The 20,394-nt window shown below is 65.5% G+C and carries 21 protein-coding genes and 1 riboswitch; of the genes, 16 read left to right on the plus strand and 5 right to left on the minus strand.

The window, feature by feature from the left end; genetic code table 11:
- Position 1: 1 nt before the first annotated feature.
- The 3 genes from HBF25_RS08835 to HBF25_RS08845 all read left to right on the plus strand — a co-directional run bounded on the left by HBF25_RS08835 (position 2) and on the right by HBF25_RS08845 (position 2,545).
- A complete protein-coding gene (locus HBF25_RS08835) occupies positions 2-850 on the plus strand; it encodes a glycosyltransferase family 2 protein (protein ID WP_341778062.1) in 849 nt (282 codons plus the stop codon).
- Positions 847-1,746 carry a DMT family transporter gene (locus tag HBF25_RS08840; protein ID WP_166947505.1) on the plus strand — a complete coding sequence of 300 codons (900 nt, stop codon included), beginning with the start codon at positions 847-849 and terminating at the stop codon, positions 1,744-1,746. Before HBF25_RS08835 ends, HBF25_RS08840 begins: the two co-directional genes overlap by 4 nt.
- 73 nt (positions 1,747-1,819) lie before the next feature.
- The gene (locus tag HBF25_RS08845; RefSeq protein ID WP_243853139.1) at positions 1,820-2,545 is read left to right on the plus strand and encodes a FadR/GntR family transcriptional regulator; all 726 of its coding nucleotides are present in this window, start codon (positions 1,820-1,822) and stop codon (positions 2,543-2,545) included.
- Position 2,546: 1 nt separating this feature from the next.
- On the opposite strand, the gene HBF25_RS08850 is transcribed toward HBF25_RS08845, so the two are convergent.
- Together HBF25_RS08850 and HBF25_RS08855 are read right to left on the minus strand one after the other, a co-directional pair.
- A complete protein-coding gene (locus HBF25_RS08850) occupies positions 2,547-2,741 on the minus strand; it encodes a YbdD/YjiX family protein (protein WP_166947507.1) in 195 nt (64 codons plus the stop codon).
- 10 nt (positions 2,742-2,751) lie between these two features.
- Positions 2,752-4,827 carry a carbon starvation CstA family protein gene (locus HBF25_RS08855; protein ID WP_166947509.1) on the minus strand — a complete coding sequence of 692 codons (2,076 nt, stop codon included), beginning with the start codon at positions 4,825-4,827 and terminating at the stop codon, positions 2,752-2,754.
- Between the two features lie 190 nt (positions 4,828-5,017).
- Between HBF25_RS08855 and def the strand changes: the two genes are divergently transcribed.
- A complete protein-coding gene (gene def, locus HBF25_RS08860; RefSeq protein ID WP_166947511.1) occupies positions 5,018-5,554 on the plus strand; it encodes a peptide deformylase in 537 nt (178 codons plus the stop codon).
- Positions 5,555-5,852: 298 nt separating this feature from the next.
- Here def and HBF25_RS08865 read toward each other — a convergent pair whose 3' ends face one another.
- The 3 genes from HBF25_RS08865 to ettA all read right to left on the minus strand — a co-directional run bounded on the left by HBF25_RS08865 (position 5,853) and on the right by ettA (position 9,000).
- A complete protein-coding gene (locus HBF25_RS08865) occupies positions 5,853-6,236 on the minus strand; it encodes a DNA-binding protein (protein ID WP_166947513.1) in 384 nt (127 codons plus the stop codon).
- A gap of 123 nt (positions 6,237-6,359) precedes the next feature.
- The gene (gene pyrF / locus HBF25_RS08870) at positions 6,360-7,172 is read right to left on the minus strand and encodes an orotidine-5'-phosphate decarboxylase (protein WP_166947515.1); all 813 of its coding nucleotides are present in this window, start codon (positions 7,170-7,172) and stop codon (positions 6,360-6,362) included.
- A gap of 169 nt (positions 7,173-7,341) precedes the next feature.
- Positions 7,342-9,000, minus strand: a complete 1,659-nt coding sequence (ettA, locus tag HBF25_RS08875) for an energy-dependent translational throttle protein EttA (RefSeq protein ID WP_166947518.1) — start codon at positions 8,998-9,000, stop codon at positions 7,342-7,344.
- 376 nt (positions 9,001-9,376) lie between these two features.
- Here ettA and glyA point away from each other — a divergent pair, with 376 nt between their 5' ends.
- From glyA to HBF25_RS08935, 12 genes are all read left to right on the plus strand, one after another.
- Positions 9,377-10,633, plus strand: a complete 1,257-nt coding sequence (gene glyA, locus HBF25_RS08880) for a serine hydroxymethyltransferase (protein WP_166947520.1) — start codon at positions 9,377-9,379, stop codon at positions 10,631-10,633.
- A gap of 3 nt (positions 10,634-10,636) precedes the next feature.
- Positions 10,637-11,152, plus strand: coding sequence for a transcriptional regulator NrdR (gene nrdR / locus HBF25_RS08885; RefSeq protein WP_166947522.1), 516 nt, complete (start codon positions 10,637-10,639; stop codon positions 11,150-11,152).
- Positions 11,153-11,358: 206 nt separating this feature from the next.
- Positions 11,359-12,426 (plus strand): bifunctional diaminohydroxyphosphoribosylaminopyrimidine deaminase/5-amino-6-(5-phosphoribosylamino)uracil reductase RibD, encoded by a 1,068-nt coding sequence (gene ribD / locus HBF25_RS08890; RefSeq protein WP_166947949.1) that lies wholly within the window; start codon positions 11,359-11,361, stop codon positions 12,424-12,426.
- 279 nt (positions 12,427-12,705) lie between these two features.
- Positions 12,706-13,695, plus strand: a complete 990-nt coding sequence (locus tag HBF25_RS08895) for a Gfo/Idh/MocA family protein (RefSeq protein ID WP_341778063.1) — start codon at positions 12,706-12,708, stop codon at positions 13,693-13,695.
- Positions 13,696-13,971: 276 nt separating this feature from the next.
- Positions 13,972-14,121: riboswitch (FMN riboswitch) on the plus strand.
- Positions 14,122-14,247: 126 nt separating this feature from the next.
- Positions 14,248-14,889, plus strand: a complete 642-nt coding sequence (locus tag HBF25_RS08900; RefSeq protein ID WP_166947526.1) for a riboflavin synthase — start codon at positions 14,248-14,250, stop codon at positions 14,887-14,889.
- Between the two features lie 13 nt (positions 14,890-14,902).
- Entirely contained in the window at positions 14,903-15,994 is a 1,092-nt protein-coding gene (gene ribB / locus HBF25_RS08905) for a 3,4-dihydroxy-2-butanone-4-phosphate synthase (RefSeq protein WP_166947528.1), read from the plus strand.
- A 10-nt stretch (positions 15,995-16,004) separates the two neighbouring features.
- Positions 16,005-16,934, plus strand: coding sequence for a muramoyltetrapeptide carboxypeptidase (gene ldcA, locus HBF25_RS08910; RefSeq protein WP_166947530.1), 930 nt, complete (start codon positions 16,005-16,007; stop codon positions 16,932-16,934).
- Positions 16,935-16,979: 45 nt separating this feature from the next.
- Positions 16,980-17,447: a 6,7-dimethyl-8-ribityllumazine synthase gene (gene ribH, locus HBF25_RS08915; RefSeq protein WP_166947532.1), complete on the plus strand. Its 468-nt coding sequence runs from the start codon at positions 16,980-16,982 to the stop codon at positions 17,445-17,447.
- A complete protein-coding gene (gene nusB, locus HBF25_RS08920) occupies positions 17,444-17,878 on the plus strand; it encodes a transcription antitermination factor NusB (protein WP_166947534.1) in 435 nt (144 codons plus the stop codon). Before ribH ends, nusB begins: the two co-directional genes overlap by 4 nt.
- A 34-nt stretch (positions 17,879-17,912) precedes the next feature.
- Entirely contained in the window at positions 17,913-18,866 is a 954-nt protein-coding gene (gene thiL, locus HBF25_RS08925; protein ID WP_166947536.1) for a thiamine-phosphate kinase, read from the plus strand.
- On the plus strand, positions 18,863-19,366 hold the full coding sequence (locus HBF25_RS08930) for a phosphatidylglycerophosphatase A family protein (protein ID WP_166947538.1): 504 nt from the start codon (positions 18,863-18,865) through the stop codon (positions 19,364-19,366). Before thiL ends, HBF25_RS08930 begins: the two co-directional genes overlap by 4 nt.
- A gap of 9 nt (positions 19,367-19,375) precedes the next feature.
- Entirely contained in the window at positions 19,376-20,344 is a 969-nt protein-coding gene (locus tag HBF25_RS08935; protein ID WP_166947540.1) for a potassium channel beta subunit family protein, read from the plus strand.
- Positions 20,345-20,394 lie beyond the last annotated feature (50 nt).

A 20,394-nucleotide genomic window follows, 5' to 3' on the forward strand; every position in this document is an offset into this window, starting at 1 on the left:
CGTGACCACCCAGGGCCTCACCAGCATCATCGTGGTGCTCGCCAACAGTGGCCCGCTGACGCGTGATTGCGTCGAGCGGGCCCTGCTCAGCAACGTCCCTGTCGAAGTCATCGTGGTCGACAACGGTTCGGCAGATGGCATCCCCGAATCCCTCGACCGGGCCTATGCCGACGACGCGCGCGTGCGCATCGTCTACAACCGCGCCAACCTGGGTTTTGGCCCTGCGGTGAACCGTGGTGCCGCCGAAGCACGAGGCGATAGCCTGCTTGTGCTGAATCCGGATTGCCTCATCGATCCGGACACCATCGCGCGCATGGCGCGGCACGTGGACATCCACACGGCCATGGTCGGTGCGGTGGTCTGCGACGAGCAGGGCCGTCCCGATCCGGCATCGCGCCGCTTCGATCCGCTGCTGCGTCGCGCGATCAACACCAAGCTGGGGCGCGAGGGAGGTATCGACATCCGCGGCCCCATGCCCGAGGGGGCCGAAGACGTCGAGATCGTCTCCGGTGCGATCATCCTCATGCCACGTGCTGCCTTCGATGCCCTAGGTGGCTTCGATGAAACCTTTTTCCTGCATTGCGAGGACATGGATCTGTGCCGTCGCGCCCGCGATGCGGGTTATCGGGTGATCCTCGCTGGCGATGTGCGCGTGCTGCACGGCAAGGGCGTTTCCAGCCGTCGTCGGCCGGTGTTCGTCAGCCGGCACAAGCATCGCAGCATGTACCTGTGGTTCCGCAGGCACGATCCCGCTGCGAAAAATCCCATCACCCGCACCGTCGTCTGGCTCGGTATCTGGGCGCACTTTCTTCTGAAGATCCCCGGCCAGCTCAAGCGGGCCCGTCGATGAGCGAGGCGAAGGGAAGCGGCCTGGCCACGCTCGGACTGCTTGCCGTCACCGCCGTCTGGGGCTCCACCTTCGTCATGATCAAGGACGTGGTCGGCCGCATGCTGCCGATCGACTTTCTTGCCGTGCGTTTCACCATCGCCGCCGTGCTGATGCTGCTGTGTTTCGCCCTGCCTCTGCGCCGGTTGGGACGTACGCAGACCTGGCGTGGCCTTGCGCTGGGCGTGCTCTACGGCGTGGCCCAGTGGCTGCAGACCGAAGGCCTGGCGCTCACGTCGCCGAGCGTGAGTGGATTCGTAACCGGCATGTATGTGGTGATCACGCCGATCCTGGCTTTGCTGCTGTTCCGCCAGCGCATGCCTGCAACGACGTGGGTGGCCGTGCTGCTGGCCACGCTCGGTCTTGGCGTGCTGGCGCTCAATGGATTCAGCGTGGATCTCGGCGTGCTGCTGACGCTGGGTTCCGCCGCGCTTTACGCCCTGCATATCGTGGGCCTCGGGCACTGGTCCAAACCCGGGGATGCCTTTGGCATGTCGGCCATACAGATGGTCGGCATTGCCGCCGTCTGCCTGCTCGCGACACTTCCCCATCATGGCCCGGCGCTGCCACCTGATCGCAGTGCCTGGATGGCCGTGCTTTACATGGCGCTCGTGGCGGGTGCGCTTGCGATGCTGGTGCAGACCTGGGCACAGGCCCATATGCCTGCAACGCGTGCGGCCATCGTCATGACCACAGAGCCTGTCTTCGCGGCGGGCTTCGCCGTGGCCCTCGGCGTGGACCAGCTCACCATGCGCATGCTGGGCGGTGGCGGCCTCGTGCTGGTGGCGATGTACATGGTGGAGCTGGCGCCCCGGCTTCGTCGTCGCCGGCCGGCCGAATCGTTGCACCACGACGTGTAAACGCATTTACGTTGCGCCGCGTCATCGCAAGAACGCGCGATGACGTTAGGATGGCCGCCTGTTGAAGGGCGGGATGACACACACCATGGCACCACGGGCTGCAACCGGCAGGAACCTGCATGCGCGGGTGATCGACGAGATCGGCGAATCCATCGTCGGCGGCGCGTTGCGTGCCGGCGATGCACTGCCGGGCGAATCGGAACTGGCCGAGCACATGGAGGTAAGCCGCACCATCCTGCGCGAGGCGCTCAAGGTGCTCGCGTCGAAAGGGCTTATCGAAACCCGGCAGAAGATCGGCATGCGCGTGCGTGATTCGCGTTTCTGGAATCATCTGGACGCCGACATCCTCGCCTGGCGCTGCGCCTCGATGCCCACGGACGATTTCGTCGACAAGCTGGTGGAAATGCGCGGCATCATCGAGCCGGCGGCGGCGATGACGGCGGCACGCCGACGCGATGCCGGGCAGCTGGCGGCCATCGGTGAGGCACTTGCCGGCATGGAGGCTGCCATGGATCTCGACAGCTGGGCGGAAGCCGATCTTCGTTTCCACGAAGCCGTGCTTGCCGCGACGAACAACGAACTGCTGAGCTCATTGTTCTCGGTGATCGAGACGGCGCTGGGCACGTATTTCGTGATGTCGGCGCGCACGGCAAAGAACTTCCGCTATTCGCTGCCGTATCACCGGGAGGTGTACGAGGCGATCCGCCGCCGTCGCCCCAACGAGGCGGCGGCAGCGATGCAGGCGATGATCGACGACTCGAAGGGCAATATGCGCCGCGGCCGCCGCAAGGCTTCCTGAGTCAGCAGCAACGTCCGCCCGTGCCGCGATAACGGGCTTCCTGCCGCTCGCGGAAAAATGCACCGTAGCTGGGCACGGGGCACTCGGGATGATGCTCACGCAGGTGCCGCACGTAGGCGTCGTAGTCGGGCACGCCGCAGCAGAGGCGGGCGGTCTGCACCGCCCATCGCCAGAAAGCCTTCGGATACTTCAGCATGGCAGCCTCCTTACGGCGCGACGCTCGATAGCGCCACATAGGGTTCTTCACGGGTCGAGGGCCGGTTGTCTTTCCACGCCCGCACGATGACGCGCAGGCAGAAGGCCAGCATGGTCAGCACCAGCAGCATGAAGATGGCTGTCAGTGCCATGTCCACGCGGTTGTTGGTGACGATGCGTTGCATTTCCTCGGCCGTTTTCGCCGGTGCAAGCAGTTTGCCGTCGGCGATGGCCCGAGCGTACTTGTCCGCGGCGGCGGTAAAGCTGATCTTGTCGTCGAACAGCTTCTGCCAGCCGGCGGCGAGCGTGCAGATCACCAGCCATGCGGCCGGCACCGCCGGCACCAGCACATAGCGCTCACGCTTGAGTTTCACCGTCACCACCGTGGCCAGCATCAGGGCGATGGCGGCCAGCATCTGGTTGGCGATGCCGAACAGGGGCCAAAGGGTGTTGATGCCGCCGAGCGGGTCCACGGCGCCCTGGTAGAGGAAATAGCCCCAGAGCCCGACACAGATCAGCGTGGCGATGACGTTGCCGATCCATGAGTCGGTACGCTTCAGCGGCGCCCAGGCCATGCCGGCCAGTTCCTGGATCATGAAGCGGCCCACGCGGGTGCCTGCATCCACGGTCGTCAGGATGAACAGGGCTTCGAACAGGATGGCGTAGTGGTACCACATGGCCATCATGCCTTCGCCGGGCAGGATGCCATGCAGCAGCTGGGCCATGCCCACCGCCAGGGTCGGTGCGCCACCTGCGCGGCCGAGGATGCTGCCTTCACCGATATTCTTCGCGGTTTCCGCCAGTTCGCCCGGCGTGACCAGGAAGCCCCAGTCGCTGATGGTGCGTGCGGCCTGTTCCACCGTGGTGCCAACGAGCGCGCCGGGAGAGTTCATGGCGAAGTACACGCCCGGATGCAGCGAGGCGGCCGCGATCAGCGCCATGATGGCGACGAAGGCCTCCATGAGCATGCCGCCGTAACCCACCATGGTGGCTTCGCGCTCGTTGGCGAGCAGCTTGGGCGTGGTGCCCGAGGCGATGATCGAATGCCAGCCCGACACGGCGCCGCATGCGATGGTGATGAACAGGAAGGGGAACAGGTTGCCCTGGAAGACCGGGCCCGTGCCGTCGACGAACTGCGTAAGTGCCGGCATGCGCAGCATTGGCGCCGCGAGCATGATCGCCAGTGCGAGCAGGGCGATGGTGCCGATCTTGAGGAAGGTGGAAAGATAATCGCGCGGTGCGAGGAGCAGCCACACCGGAAGCACTGAAGCGAAGAAACCGTACCCGATCAGCAACCACGCGAGCGATTTCGCATCGAAGTCGAACAGCACTGCCAGCGCCGGCGTGTCGTTCACCGTCTTCCCGAACCAGATCGAGCCCAGCAGCAATACGAGGCCGATCAGGGACACCTCAAGAATGCGTCCCGGACGGATGTATCGCAGGTACAGGCCCATGAGCAGCGCGATGGGGATCGTGGCCGCCACGGTGAACGTGCCCCATGGGCTGTGCGTGAGTGCCTTCACCACGACCAGGGCCAGCACGGCCAGCACGATCATCATGAGCACGAGCACGCCCACCATGGCGATCACGCCAGGCACCTCGCCCAGTTCCTCGCGCAGCATGTGGCCTAGCGAACGACCGTCCCTGCGAAGGGACAGGCCAAGGATCATGAAGTCCTGCACGGCACCGGCGAAGACCACGCCGATCAGGATCCACAAGGTGCCGGGCAGGTAGCCCATCTGTGCGGCGAGCACCGGTCCCACGAGGGGCCCTGCCCCCGCGATGGCGGCGAAATGGTGACCGAAGACCACCCATTTGTCGGTGGGTACGTAGTCCAGGCCGTCGTTGCGCAACACGGCCGGCGTGGCGCGTGACGGGTCCAGTACGAGGACGCGCCGGGCGATGAAGCGGCCATAGAGCCGGTAGCCGATCAGGAAGACCGCAATGGAGGCCGTGACCAGCCAGATCGCATTGATCGGCTCGCCACGACGCAAGGCCACGACGCCGAGGCACCATGCGCCGACGATGGCGATGGCCACCCACAGGATTTTCCCCGCGGGACTGGGTTTGGGTGTGGCGCTGTGCATGTCGGGGGCTCCCCTTGCGAATGGCACTAAGGGTCGTCCGCCACGTCGCGGGGGTCAATCTCTGCCGGGGAATTCAGGCATTAGCCATTGGTCGAATGGGGTGGAGCCGCTCTGATCCGTGGGAGAGGCTTGAGCCGGAGGCATTCCGGCGCCATGCTGGATGTATTCCCCTTTACCTATGGGTGCCCCGATGATCCGCGAAATCCTGAAGATGGGCGACGAGCGCCTCCTGCGCGTCGCACCAGCCGTCCCGAAGGAGATGATCGGCTCGGCCGAGCTGGACGCCCTCATCGCCGACATGTTCGACACCATGCATGATGCCGGCGGCGTGGGCCTGGCCGCTCCGCAGATTGGCGTGGACCTGCAGCTGGTGATCTTCGGCTTCGACAGCAGCGAGCGTTATCCGGATGCACCGCCCGTGCCGCAGACGATCCTGCTCAACCCGGTGATTACGCCGTTGTCGCAGGATATGGAGGAGGGTTGGGAGGGCTGCCTGTCGGTGCCGGGGCTGCGTGGCGCGGTAAACCGGTATTCGCTGATCCGGTACCAGGGCGTGGACCCGAAGGGTGAGCCGATCGACCGCACGGCCGAGGGTTTTCATGCGCGCGTGGTCCAGCACGAATGCGACCATCTCATCGGCAGACTGTATCCCTCGCGTATCACCGACTTTACAAAGTTCGGCTTTACCGAGGTGCTGTTCCCGGGGATGGATGTCGGGGACGACTGAAGGGTCGGGTCTGGTTGGCTGTTTTCGCCGGTGTGGCGGGACTTCGTGCCGGGTGATCGGGGGCAGGAGGGTTTTCGCGGTAACGGTCGCGCGCAAGGCGCGCTCCTACAAGAGCACCCGACAAGCAATAGCAAAACAGCCCACCGCACCTTCGTAGGAGCGCGCCTCGCGCGCGACCATCATGCAGCGTCACAGCAGCCCACCGCACCTTTGTGGGAGCGCGCCTCGCGCGCGACCGGCGCAGCCGAAACACGACAACACTAGCGGCAACCCACCGGTTGCCGCTTGAGAAAGGGCTTCACTCCGCCTCGGCGAGTGCCTCGACAATAACCAGCAACGCCTTGCGACGTTCCTTCGAAAGGCGGCTGACCAGCCCCACCAGGCGAAGCTGCTCGCGCGAATCGGCGCGATAGAGGGCAGGGCTTTCACGGACGCCGGTTGCGCCATTGGGGGCGCCACGGCCGGTAGCCAGCCACTCGAAATTGACGCCGAACCTCACCGCCATGTCGATCTGGCGTTCCAGTTCCGGAAGGCCAAGGTCGCTGAGCCATTTTCGGGCGGTCTCACGGCTGACGTCGAAAAGATCGGCCAGCTGGGTGATTCGGCCTCGGCCTTTCTTCACGCCAGCCATGTCCAGCGCGACATGCAGACGTTGGGAAAAACCTCGGTTGGTAGGTGGCATGACAACTCCGGTGGAACGCGTTGGCGCCTGAAGACCCGGTATTGTTGGATACCGCGGAGCGACAGCGTAAGCCTTTTGCAGTTGCCAAGTAGTGCAATTTACGACTGCTTTTGCTTCAACGGCTCAATGTCGGAATGAGTTGACCAATTTTCTCATTTCATCCGCGGCGCGATGTGCTGCGTCTGCGAAGTCCGGGCCCGGGCTGGCGTAAATGATGGCGCGGGAAGAGGAAATCATGAGGCCAGTGCCGTCGGCCGTCTTGCCGTGTTCCATCACCGCGGCAACATCGCCGCCCTGCGCACCGATGCCGGGCACCAGCAGCGGCATGTCGCCTACGACGGCACGCACACGGCCCAGCTCTTCCGGCCAGGTCGCACCGGTGACGAGGGCGCAGTTGCCGTTTCCGTTCCATTCGCGCGCGATGGTCTCGGCGACACGGATGTAGAGTGGCTGTCCACCGCAGTCCAGCGCCTGGAAATCGGCGCCGCCCGGGTTGGACGTGCGGCACAGCAGGATGACGCCCTTGTCCTTGTGTTCAAGGAACGGCTCGATGGAATCGCGGCCGAGATAGGGGTTGAGCGTGACCGCATCCGCGTCGTAGCGTTCGAAGGCTTCGGCCGCGTAGTGCTTCGCGGTGGAGCCGATGTCGCCGCGCTTGGCGTCGAGCACCACGGGTACGCCTGGGTGCTTCGCATGGATGTGGGCGATCAGCCGCTCCAGCGCGCCTTCCGCACGTTGCGCGGCGAAGTGGGCGATCTGCGGTTTGAACGCGCAGGCCAGGCCCGCGGTGGCATCCACGATGTCGCGACAGAATGCGAAGATGCCTTCCTCGCCGGAAAGGCCAGCCGGCAGGCGGCCCGGCTCGGGATCGAGCCCCACGCAAAGCAGGGAGTCGTTGCGACGCCAGGCGTCCTTCAGGGTGGTCATGAAGTTCATGGGATGGCCTCGCTGCAGATGGAGGCGACCACGGGCCGCCGATGAATTGTAGGAGCGCGCCTCGCGCGCGGCCGTCCAGCGCGCAACCCCGGGGCTGCAATAAAGCAAACCCCGGGGCTACCGCTTCGTCAGCCTGTCGCGCGCAAGGCGCGCTCCTACATGTGTTGCGTCAGACCAGCTTCTTGTACTTCACGCGCTTCGGGCCGGCGTCATCGCCGAGGCGGCGCTTCTTGTCGGCTTCGTACTCGTTGTAGTTGCCCGGGAAGAACTCGACGTGCGAGTCGCCTTCGAACGCGATGATGTGCGTGGCGATGCGATCGAGGAACCAGCGATCATGCGAGATGACGATGGCGCAGCCCGGGAATTCGAGCAGGGCGTCTTCCAGTGCGCGCAGCGTTTCGACGTCGAGGTCGTTCGACGGTTCGTCGAGCAGCAGCACGTTGCCACCCTGGAGCAGGGTCTTGGCCATGTGCAGGCGGCCGCGCTCACCGCCGGACAGCTGGCCGACGATCTTCTGCTGGTCGGTGCCCTTGAAGTTGAAGCGACCGATGTAGGCACGCGACTGGATCTCGAAGGTGCCGATGGTGAGGATGTCCGAACCACCGGAGACTTCCTGCCACACGTTGTTCTTCGAATCGAGCGCATCGCGCGACTGATCGACGTACGCGAGCTTCACCGTGTGGCCGAGCTTCACCTCGCCCGTGTCCGGCTGCTCCTTGCCGATGATCATCTTCATCAGCGTGGACTTACCGGCACCGTTCGGACCGATGACGCCGACGATGGCGCCAGCCGGGATCTTGAACGAGAGGTCTTCGATGAGCACGCGGTCGCCGAACGACTTGGTGACGTTCTTGAACTCGATCACTTCCTGGCCCAGGCGCTCGCCCGGCGGAATGAAGATTTCGTTCGTTTCGTTGCGGCGCTGGTACTCGACCGAGTTCAGTTCCTCGAAGCGGTTCAGGCGTGCCTTGCCCTTCGACTGACGGCCCTTGGCCGCCGAGCGCACCCACTCCAGTTCCTTCTTGATCGCCTTCTGGCGCGACTTTTCCTGGTTGGCTTCCTGGGCGAGGCGCTGGTCCTTCTGTTCCAGCCACTCGGTGTAGTTGCCCTTCCAGGGGATGCCGCGGCCGCGGTCGAGTTCGAGGATCCACTCGGCGGCGTTGTCGAGGAAGTAGCGGTCATGGGTGACCGCCACGACGGTACCCGGGTAGTCGTGCAGGAAGGTTTCCAGCCAGTCGACCGATTCGGCGTCGAGATGGTTGGTGGGCTCGTCGAGCAGGAGCATGTCGGGCTTGGACAGCAGCAGGCGGCACAGCGCCACGCGGCGCTTCTCACCACCGGAAAGCGGGCCGATCCTGGCATCCCATGCCGGCAGGCGCAGGGCGTCGGCAGCCACTTCGAGCTGGCGCTCGAGTGCGTGGGCGTCGTTGGCGGCCAGGATGCCCTCGAGGGTTTCCTGCTCCTTGGCGAGCTTGTCGAAGTCGGCGCCGTCTTCCGCGTAGGCGGCATAGACTTCCTCGAGGCGCTTCTGCGCGTCGAGCACGACGGACACGCCTTCCTCGACGGCTTCGCGGACGGTCTTCTCCGGATCGAGGTCCGGCTCCTGGGCCAGGTAGCCGATCTTGGTGCCCGGGTTGGCGCGGGCCTCACCCTGGAAGTCGGTATCCACGCCGGCCATGATCTTGAGCACGGTGGACTTGCCCGCGCCGTTGATGCCGAGCAGGCCGATCTTGGCGCCAGGGAAGAACGAGAGCGAGATGTCCTTGATGATCTCCCGCTTGGGAGGGACGATCTTGCTCACCTTGTTCATGGTGTAGATGTATTGCATGGACGCTCCGTCAGGAAAGCCGTGCCCCGGGACAGGGGAGTTCCCGGCAGGCAAACCCTGATTATAGCCGGCTCGCGGTAGGCTTGCCGTGACAAGGGCCCGCGGGCAGCGACGGCTATGCCGCCGTACGGCGCCCTCTTTACGGGACCTCGCCCATCCCGGGGTGATGACGGGATGGCAGTGGTCTCGTAAGATGCTGAGACCCTTTCCGTCATGTCCCTGTCATCCAGGGGCCGCGCCGGTCCGGCCGTCGTGACCTTGCCTTGCTGCCACTGAACATGGCCGGCCCCGGTCGCTCGCGGGCCGGAAGGTGGCTGCAAACGCCCGCTGAAGCTACACTTTCGGCTTATTTCCCCACCCGCCGCATGAGGTCGAGATGTTCCCGAAGGATGCAAAGATCGCTGGCTACGACGACGAACTCGCCAAGGCCATTGCCGACGAATCCCGCCGCCAGGAGGATCACGTCGAACTGATCGCCTCGGAGAACTACGCCAGCCCGCGCGTGATGGAGGCCCAGGGCTCGTCGCTCACCAACAAGTACGCCGAGGGGTATCCCGGCAAGCGTTACTACGGTGGCTGCGAATACGTCGATATCGCCGAGAAGCTGGCCATCGACCGCCTGAAGGAGCTGTTCGGCGCCGATTACGCCAACGTGCAGCCGCACTCCGGCTCGCAGGCCAACCAGGCCGTCTACTTCGCCCTGCTGCAGCCGGGCGACACCATCCTGGGCATGAGCCTGGCCCACGGCGGCCATCTCACCCACGGCGCCAAGGTCAACCTCTCGGGCAAGATCTTCAACGCCATCCAGTACGGCATCGACCCGGACACCGGCCTGGTCAACTACGACGAAGTCGAGAAGCTGGCCGTCGAGCACAAGCCGAAGATGATCGTCGCCGGTTTCTCGGCCTATTCGCAGGTGCTCGACTGGGCGCGCTTCCGCGCCATCGCCGACAAGGTGGGTGCCTACCTGTTCGTGGACATGGCCCATATCGCCGGCCTGGTCGCCGCAGGCGTCTACCCGAGCCCGCTGCCGCACGCCCATGTGGTCACCTCCACCACGCACAAGACCCTGCGCGGTCCGCGCGGCGGCATCATCGTGGCCAAGGGCCTCGGCGAAGAGATCGAGAAGAAGCTTCAGTCCGTGGTATTCCCGGGCATCCAGGGTGGCCCGCTGATGCACGTCATCGCCGCCAAGGCGGTGGCCTTCAAGGAAGCCCTCGAGCCGTCCTTCAAGGAGTACCAGCAGCAGGTCGTGAAGAACGCCAAGGCCATGGCGAAGACCCTGATCGAGCGCGGCTACAAGGTCGTGTCCGGTGGCACCGAAAACCACCTCATGCTGGTGGACCTGATCGGTCGCGAGGTCACCGGCAAGGATGCGGAAGCCGCGCTGGGCAAGGCGCACATCACGGTCAACAAGAACGCCGTGCCGAACGATCCCCGTTCGCCCTTCGTCACCTCGGGCCTGCGCGTCGGTACGCCGGCGATCACCACCCGTGGCTACAAGGAAGCCGACACGATCGAGCTGGCCCACTGGATCTGCGACGTGCTCGACGCGCCGGCCGACGAAGCCGTGATTGCCGCGGTGCGCGAGAAGGTCACGGCGCAGTGCAAGAAGTACCCGGTATACGGCTGATCGATGCATTGTCCGTTCTGCCAGCATGAAGACACCCGCGTCATCGATTCCCGGCTCACCGAAGACGGTGGCACGGTGCGGCGGCGGCGCGAGTGCCCGCAATGCGGCGAACGCTTCAATACCTTCGAAACCGCCGAGCTGAAGCTCCCGGCGATCGTCAAGTCAGGCGATCGCCGGGAGCCGTTCGATGAACACAAGCTGCGGGTGAGCTTCGAACGCGCCCTGCAGAAGCGTCCGGTAGCCAGCGACGCGGTGGATTCGGCCGTGCGTGCCGTCACCAACGACCTGCGCCGCTGTGGCGAGCGGGAGGTGCCGTCGCGGCAGGTGGGCGAGCTGGTGATGCGTGAGCTGAAGGCGCTCGACCAGGTGGCCTATGTGCGTTTCGCGTCGGTATACCGCCGCTTCGAGGACGTTCACGCCTTCCGCGAGGAAATCGAGAAACTGGAACGCGATCTCCCGAAGATCGAAGGCCTGCAACTCCCCCTGCTTGACGTCACCAAGCGCGGCCGCAAAGGCTAAGTTCCCTGTAGGAGCGCGCCTCGCGCGCGACCGGCACAGGCGATCCCGCTCGTTTCATACCTCAGCATTCCGTTCCAGCCCGGTCGCGCGCGAGGCGCGCTCCTACATGTCAGGCTCCTGTTCCTTCGGGGGAGGGGAAGGGGCTTTCGATCTGCGAGAATGGCGGCATGTCCAAGCCCTTCTTTCCCGCTCTCGACCACGTCCACATGGCGCATGCCCTGCGCCTGGCGGAGCGTGGCCTGCATACCACCCAGCCCAACCCCCGCGTCGGCTGCGTCATCGCCCGCGGCGAGACCGTGCTCGGCACCGGCTGGCATCCCAAGGCCGGCCAGCCCCATGCCGAGGTGTTCGCCCTGCGCGAAGCGGGCGAAGCGGCCCGTGGTGCCACGGCCTACGTCACGCTGGAACCCTGCGCCCATCACGGTCGTACGCCGCCCTGTGCGGATGCCCTGATTGCCGCCGGGGTAGGGCGTGTCGTCATTGCGCATGAAGATCCCTTCGACAAGGTGGCCGGCAAGGGCATCGAAAAGCTGCGTGCCGCTGGTATCGGCGTGCAGGTGGGGCTGATGCGCGACGCGGCGCATGAGTTGAACATCGGCTTCTTCAGCCGTATCCAGCGCGGCCGACCGTGGGTACGGGTCAAGCTCGCCATGAGCCTCGATGGCCGCACTGCGCTGGCGGACGGCTCGTCGAAATGGATCACCGGCGATGCGGCGCGCGCCGACGTGCAGCGCTGGCGCGCCCGGGCTTCGGCCATCCTGTCGGCCAGTGGCACGGTGCTCGCGGACAATCCCCACCTCACGGTGCGCCTGCCCGCAGGCGAAGCCTTCGTACCGCCGCTGCGCGCGATCCTGGATACACACCTGCGTACGCCTGCCGGCGCCAACGTGCTCGATGAAAACGCACCCACGGTGTTGTTTCATGCGGCGGCCGCCGAGGTTCCGGCGCATCTGCAAGAGGCCACACGTGTAGATATCCGCCGCGACGATGGTGGCCTCGATCTGCACGCGGCCCTGCACTGGCTGGCATTGAACGACATCAACGAGGTACACGTCGAAGCCGGCCCGGTGTTGTGCGGCGCGTTGCTCGCGAAGGGACTGGCCGACGAACTGCTCGTCTACGTGGCTCCCGTCCTGCTGGGAAGCACGGCAAGACCCATGCTCGAACTGCCACCGCTGGACGACATGGCCTCACGGTGGCAGATGGAAACCCTCGACCGACGCCAGGTAGGCGACGACATGCGCCTGCTGATGCGTCCGGCAGCGAGAGCCTGAATGGCCATCGCACTCCACCCTGCCGTGAATCCTGCACATGGGCCGTAACGTGATCGCACTCCCGCCTATGCGCACGAGCCGTACCGTGATCGCACCCCCGCCTACCGTCATTCCTGCGTACGCAGGAAACCAGCGCCCCGGTCTGCGGTTGTCGCGAGAGCGCCGAATCGGCTCTGCGGCCCGTCCCCACGCTCCGCGCTGGGTTCCTGCTTTCGCAGGAACGACGGGTCGTGGGCTGGATGGGCGTGCCACGGAACCCGGCGTCGAGCAGGGCGGTGCGTGGTCATGATGCACGTGGGGTGGGGCATTATCGGGTGCGGCGCGGTGACCGAGGTAAAGAGCGGCCCCGCTTTTTCCAAAGTCCCCGACTCATCGCTGGTTGCCGTCATGCGTCGCGATGCGGACAAGGCGCGTGACTACGCAACGCGCCACCATGTTCCTTGCTGGTACGACAACGCCGAAGCGCTGATCGCCGATCCGCAGGTCGATGCCGTCTACGTTGCGACCCCGCCGTCGAGTCATCGCGACTATGCGCTGAAGGCCATCGCCGCCGGCAAGCCTGTCTACCTCGAAAAACCCATGGCGATGAATCATCGCGAATGCATGGACATCGTGGAGGCGGGAAAGGCCGCGAACGTACCTGTATTCGTTGCGTACTACCGCCGGGCGCTGCCCCGTTTCACCACCCTCGCCAGCCTGCTTCGCGACGGCGCCATCGGCACGCCGCGCCTGGTGAACGTGCTGCTGCACCACCCGTTGGAAGCGCGCTACCGCGACCCGGCCAACCTCCCCTGGACGGTGCGCCCCGAACTCTCCGGTGGCGGCATCTTCGTGGATATCGGCTGCCACACGCTCGACATCCTCGATTTCCTGCTGGGCCCGATCGTCGACGTACGTGGCATGAGCGCGAACCAGATGGCCGCCTATCCGGCCGAAGATACCGTGGCCATGGCATTCGCCTTTGGCAGCGGGATACTCGGCACGGGCCTGTGGAATTTCGGGGCAGACCGGCGCGAGGATCGCGTGGAGATCGTGGGCGACCGTGGCCGGCTGGTATTCGCCACGTTCGGCGATGGTCCGATCCGCGTCGAATCCAACGGAAAGGTGGAAGAGCTTCGCATCGCCAATCCCTTGCATATCCAACAACCATTGATCAGCACCGTGGTCGATGCCTTGCTGGGGCGCGGGGGATGTCCCTCCACCGGTGAATCAGCCGCGCGGACGAGCCAGGTGATGGATCAGGTATTGCAGCCACCCCGCCACACATAGGCAGCGACGCTCATTGTAGGAGCGGGCCTCGCCCGCGACCCCTCAACATCGGTTCCCTGCGAATGAGGCTTTGTGCGCCATCGGGCGAGCGTTTAGCGCCTGCCCGGTGGCGCCTGCGTCATTAGTCATCGTTGATCTTCGCAGGGGTCGCGGGCAAGGCCCGCTCCTACAGGAGATCGGCGGCAGGGAGGAATCTTCAGCGGGGCCTTGAAAGCGGCAGGGAAGCCCCCCATCCCGCCATGGCGCACGGAAAGCCCATGCTATCCTTGCGCCTCACAGCGTCTTCAGGGCGGGGCGAAATTCCCCACCGGCGGTAGGTTTCCTTCGGGAAGCGAGCCCGCGAGCGCTCCCGGTCCTGCCGGGAGGTCAGCAGATCCGGTCGAATGCCGGAGCCGACGGTCACAGTCCGGATGAAAGAAGACGGCGACAGGCATCCCCTTGCGGGGAGGCATGCCGCCATGCGCCTTGGGGCGTTTTTCGCTCACCACCGCGGGAAACGTTTCATGAAAAACCAAAGCTGCACCGTCGCCTTCCCCATGGGAGGCCACTGACATGTTCACCGGCATCATCCAGGCCGTCGGTCGCATTGCGCGACTCGAACCGCGCGGCGGCGACGTTCGCCTCGTCGTGGACACCGCCACTCTCGACATGACCGACGTCGCCCTGGGCGACAGCATCGCCGTGTCCGGCGTGTGCCTCACCGTGATCGAGTTCGACACCCATAGCTTCGCCGCAGACGTCTCCAACGAAACCCTCGCTCATACCTCGCTCGGCAACTACAAAGCCGGCGATGCGGTGAATCTCGAAAAGGCCCTGCGCCTCGCCGACCGCCTGGGCGGCCATCTGGTCTCGGGCCACGTCGACGGCACCGGTAAGGTGGTGTCCATCGTGCCCGACGGCCGCTCGCTGCGCTGGACGTTCGAAGTGCCGCGCGAGCTGGCGCGCTACATCGCGCACAAGGGTTCGGTCTGCATCGACGGCACCAGCCTCACCGTGAACGAAGTCAACGGCAACCGCTTCGGCGTGAACCTGATTCCGCATACGGTGGATCAGACCACCTTCTCCGCGCGCCGCCCCGGGGACTCGGTAAACATCGAAGTCGACGTGGTCGCCCGTTACGTCGAACGCCTGCTTTCGGCAGGCGAAGCACCGCGCCTCGACGAGGCCTTCCTGAAACAGCACGGCTTCGCCTGACCCCGGACCTGTCATGCCATTCAATACCATTCCCGAAATCCTCGAAGACATGCGCAACGGGCGCATGGTCGTGATCCTCGACGACGAAGACCGCGAAAACGAAGGCGACATCGTGATGGCCGCCGAGAAGGTGCGCCCGGAAGACGTCAACTTCATGGTGAAGGAAGCCCGCGGACTGATGTGCCTGACGCTGACGGAGCAGCGCACGCGCCAGCTCGGCCTGAAGCCGATGGTCAGCGACAACAACTCGCCGTACCACACCAACTTCACCGTCTCCATCGAGGCCGCCGAAGGTGTCACCACGGGCATCTCTGCCCATGATCGCGCCCGCACGGTGCAGGTGGCCGTGGCAAAGAACGCCTCGCCGGCCGACATCACCATGCCGGGCCACGTCTTCCCGCTCACCGCCCAGCCCGGTGGCGTGCTGACCCGCGCCGGCCACACCGAAGCCGGTTGTGACCTCGCGGCGCTGGCCGGCCTCGAACCGGCCTCCGTGCTGATCGAGATCCTGCACGACGATGGCTCCATGGCCCGTCGTCCCGAACTGGAAGCCTTCGCGGCGAAGCATGGCCTGAAGATCGGCACCATCGCCGACCTGATCCGCTATCGCCTGGAAACAGAGAAGACCATCGAGCGCGTCTTCGCCGAAGACGTGGAAACCGAGTTCGGTCCGTTCCGCCTCGTGGCCTTCCGCGACGCCATCCGTCGCGGGCTGCACTTCGCGCTCACCCTGGGCGATGTCGGCAACGGCGACCCCGTGCTTACCCGCGTCCATGTGCGCAATACGCTCTCCGACGTGCTGCACCTGAAGCGCGACGACCTGGGTCAGACCGTCACCGAAGCGCTGCGTCGCATCGCCGGCGAAGGGCGCGGCGTGCTGCTGGTGCTGTCCGGCGAAGACACTCCCGACGCCCTGCTGGCCCGCCTGCGTCGCGAGGCTGCCCCCCAGCCGCCGCCGAAGGACGACCAGGAGTGGCGCCAGCTCGGACTGGGCGCCCAGATCCTTGCCGACCTGGGCGTGAAGCGTCTCACGGTCATCGGAACGCCACGCAAGTTCGTCGGCATCGCCGGCTTTGGGCTTGAAGTGGTCGGTCAGGCCAGTTAAACACGTCACCATGCCTGCCTCCTACGACATCCGCCTGTTCGCACCCGCCGGTTACCCCCACAACGCCGAGGCCATGAGTCGCGGCATCCTCCGCCTGGAGGAGGCCGGGCATCGCCTGTCGGGCAAGGAGGTGCTGGAGCGCCGTGAACTGCGTTTCGCCGGCACGGACGCGGAGCGGGCGGCGGATATCAACGCCCTGACCGATCCATCGCGTCCGCTTCCCGACGTGATGCTGGCCATCCGGGGCGGCTACGGGGCCCATCCCCTGTTGCCGCTGCTGGACTACGAGGGCCTGCGTCGGCTGCAAGGCGCGCCGATGGCCCTGGTCGGCCACAGCGACTTCACCGCGCTGCAATGCGCGCTGCTCACCCGTAGCGGCGTCACCACGCTGGGCGGCCCGATGCTCGGTGCGGATTTCGGGGCACCCGAGCTGGATCCGCTCACCTGGAACCACTTCTGGCATGTCCTCGGTTCCGACGAGGCCGAAGCGACCTGGGACGCCCCGGACAGCGACGACCTGGAGGTCTCGGGCACCCTTTGGGGCGGCAACCTCGCCATGCTCACCAGTCTGGTGGGCACGGAGTACTTTCCCCACATCGAAGGGGGCATTCTCTTCATCGAGGAAATCGCCGAGCCGCCTTACCGGGTCGAGCGCATGCTCTACCACCTCATCCATGCAGGCGTACTGGGCCGGCAGAAGGCCCTGGTGCTGGGCGATTTCACCAGCTACCGGGTGGCCGGCTACGACAACGGCTACGACCTGCCCGTCACCTTCGAGCGTATCGCCGCCGCCTGTGGCATCCCCGTGATCCACGGCCTGCCGTTCGGCCATGCACCGGCCAAGTTCACCCTTCCGTTCGGCGTGCCCGGCATGCTGCAAGTGAACGGCGGGCGGGCCCGGCTGGCCTTCAGCGGCCATCCCCGGCCCAAAACCCCGTAAAATATCCGGCCGCCCGGCGGCCGATCCGCCATCAGGACACCCCACATGAAGATCATCGAAGGCGATTTCGCCACTCCCAAGGGCCGTTTCGCCATCGTCGCCGGCCGTTTCAATGCGTTCGTCGTCGAGCCGCTGGTGGAAGGCGCGCGTGACGCGCTGGTCCGCCACGGCGTGAAGGACGACGCGATCGACCTGATTCGCGTGCCGGGCGCGTGGGAAATCGCGCAGGCCGCCTACAAGGTCGCCGGCTCCGGCAAGTACGCCGCCGTGATCGGCCTGGGTGCCGTCATCCGCGGTTCCACCCCGCATTTCGACTACGTGGCCGGCGAAGCCGCCAAGGGCCTGGGCCAGGCGGCCTATGCCTCCGGCGTGCCCGTGTGCTTCGGCGTGCTCACCACCGACAGCATCGAGCAGGCCATCGAGCGTGCCGGTACCAAGGCCGGCAACAAGGGTGCCGACGCCGCCATGGTCGCGATCGAGATGACCAACCTCTATTCGAAGCTCGGCAAATGACCAACATCGATCTCGCTGCGCGTTCGCGCGCCCGCCGCCGTGCGCTCCAGGCCCTGTATGCCTGGCAGGTCGGCGGCAGCCGCATGGGCGCGGTCATCGCGCAGTTCCGTCACGAGCAGGACATGGAAGTGGCCGACCTCGAATACTTCGAGGACATCCTGCGTGGCGTCGAGCAGCACCTCGCCGAACTCGACGACGGCATCAAGCCGTTCGTGGATCGCGAAGTGGGCCAGATCGACCCCATCGAGCGTGCCGCCCTGCGCATGGGTGCCTACGAGCTGAAATACCGCCCGGACGTCCCGTACCGCGTGGTGATCAACGAAGCGGTGGAAGCCACCAAGCGCTTCGGTGCCGATCACGGCCACAGCTATGTGAACGGCGTTCTCGACAAACTCGCGACGCACTGGCGTACGGCCGAAAAGCGATCCTGAGGAAAGGCATCCGCCCTTCCTCACCAGGACACGCATGGAATTCGACCTGATCGAACGCATCCGCCGGCATACCGAGTCGCACCGCGACGACGTAAAGATCGGCATAGGCGACGATGCCGCCATCGTCGCGGTTCCCGCAGGACGGGAACTTGCCATTGCAGTGGATACCCTCGTGGAGGGTATCCACTTTCCCGTGGGTACCGATCCGGCCGACATCGGCTGGAAGGCACTGGCGGTGAATCTTTCCGACCTCGCGGCCATGGGCGCCACGCCGGCCTGGGCGCTATTGGCGCTCACGATCCCCACGCAGGACGAGGCCTTCATCGATGGCCTTGCCCGCGGTTTCGCCGAGCTGGCCACGCCATTTCGCCTCGCACTGATCGGTGGAGATACCACGCGCGGCCCGTTGACCGTGACCGTCGCGGTGCATGGTTTCACCGCACCGGACGAAGCACTGTTGCGCTCCACTGCGCGCGTGGGTGACGTGGTGATGGTCACCGGTACGCTGGGCGACGCGGCCGCTGGCCTGCGCTGTCTTGCCGAGGCCGATACCTCGCCTTATGCCGAACTCATCGGCCGGCTCAACCGGCCCACGCCACGGGTGGCGGTGGGGCAGGCGCTGCGTGGCATCGCCACGGCCTGCATCGATGTGTCCGACGGCCTCGTGGCCGATCTGGGCCATATCTGTGCGAAGAGTGGCGTGGGTGCCGATATCGATGCGGCCCTGCTGCCGCGTTCGTCGGCGATGATCGCCCACTTCCACGACGCCGATGCCATCGACTTCGCGCTCGGTGGCGGCGACGACTACGAGCTGTGCTTCACCGTACCTGCCGAACGTGCAGGCGACCTGTCCGCCGATCTGGCCCGGCTTGGCTGCGGCGCCACGCGGATCGGCCGCATCGTGGAAGGGCAGGGCGTGCGCGTCATCGGCACCGATGGCGAAACGCTTGCCCCTTCGCGTGCGGGCTGGAACCATTTCGCGGCATGAGCAGCACCAAATACGTCCTGGACCCGGCGGATCGGCGCCGCCTGCTGGCCTCGCCGGCAGGCTGGATCGCCTGTGGCTTCGGCTCGGGCCTGACGCCGAAGGCGCAGGGCACGGCCGGTTCGTTGGCGGCCCTCCTGCCGTGGCTGCTGCTGCGTGGCCTTTCGGTGCCGGCATGGCTGGTCGTGATCGGCGTGTCTTTCGTGATCGGCGTGTGGGCCTGCGATCGGGCAGGGCGCATCCTGGGCGTGGACGATCATCGCAGCCTCGTCTGGGATGAATTCGTCGGCCAGTGGATTGCCTTGCTCCCGGCGTTGTTCGCGCCGTGGTGGGCGGTGATCCTTGGCTTCGTGCTGTTCCGCGTGTTCGACGTGGCCAAGCCGCCACCCATCGGCTGGTTCGACCGGCGGGTGAAAGGCGGCCTGGGTGTCATGCTCGACGACGTGATCGCCGGTATCTTCGCCGGGGTGGTGCTTTACCTCGTCCTTTCGCTCATCCGCTAGGAATTTGCCATGCAATACCGTCGCCTCGGTTCCACAGGTCTGAAGATCTCCGCCCTGTCCTATGGTGCATGGGTCACCTTCGGACGACAGGTGGGGCGATCGGCTGCACGCGACCTGATCGCGCTGGCGTACGACAACGGCGTCAATTTCTTCGACAACGCCGAGACATACAACGCCGGCGAAGCCGAAAAGCTGATGGGCGACGTGATCGCCGACCTGCGCCTGCCGCGCGATGCGTACTGCGTATCGAGCAAGGTGTACTTCGGCGCCAGCAAGGATCCAAAGCCGACGCAGCGCGGCCTGTCACGCAAGCACGTGTTCGATGCCTGCCACCAGGCGCTGGATCGACTGCGCGTCGATTACCTCGATATGTATTTCTGCCATCGTGCCGATCCGGACACGCCCGTGCTGGAGACGGTGTGGGCGATGGATACGCTGGTGCGCCAGGGCAAGGTGCTCTACTGGGGCACGAGCGAGTGGCCGGCGGAGCGGATCGAGGAAGCGCATCGCGTGGCGCGCGAGAATCATCTCGTACCACCGTCGATGGAGCAGCCGGAGTACAACCTGCTGCATCGCGAGCGGGTTGAGAAAGAGTATGCCTCGCTGTACGAGAAGCACGGCATGGGCACCACGATCTGGTCGCCGCTGGCATCGGGTTTGCTCACGGGCAAATACAACGACGGCATCCCCGACGACTCGCGGCTGGGGCAGCCAGACAACGCATGGCTGCGAAAGGGGCTGCTGGAAAACGATGGCGCCAGACTGAAAACGGTGCGTGCGCTGGCGCCCATCGCCGAAGAACTCGGCATCCCGCTCGCCCGCCTGTCGCTGGCGTGGTGCCTGAAAAACCCGCACGTTTCCACGGTCATCCTCGGCGCAAGCCGCAAGGAACAGCTATCAGAAAACCTGCTGGCACTCGACGCCCTGCCGCTTCTCACCGACGACGTGATGTCCCGCATCGCCAAGATCACCATGTAGGAGCGCGCCTCGCGCGACCGGTTGTTGCGTCAGCGTTCCATAGGACTGTC

The sequence above is a fragment of the Luteibacter anthropi genome, from assembly GCF_011759365.1.
GTDB classification, from domain to species: domain Bacteria; phylum Pseudomonadota; class Gammaproteobacteria; order Xanthomonadales; family Rhodanobacteraceae; genus Luteibacter; species Luteibacter anthropi.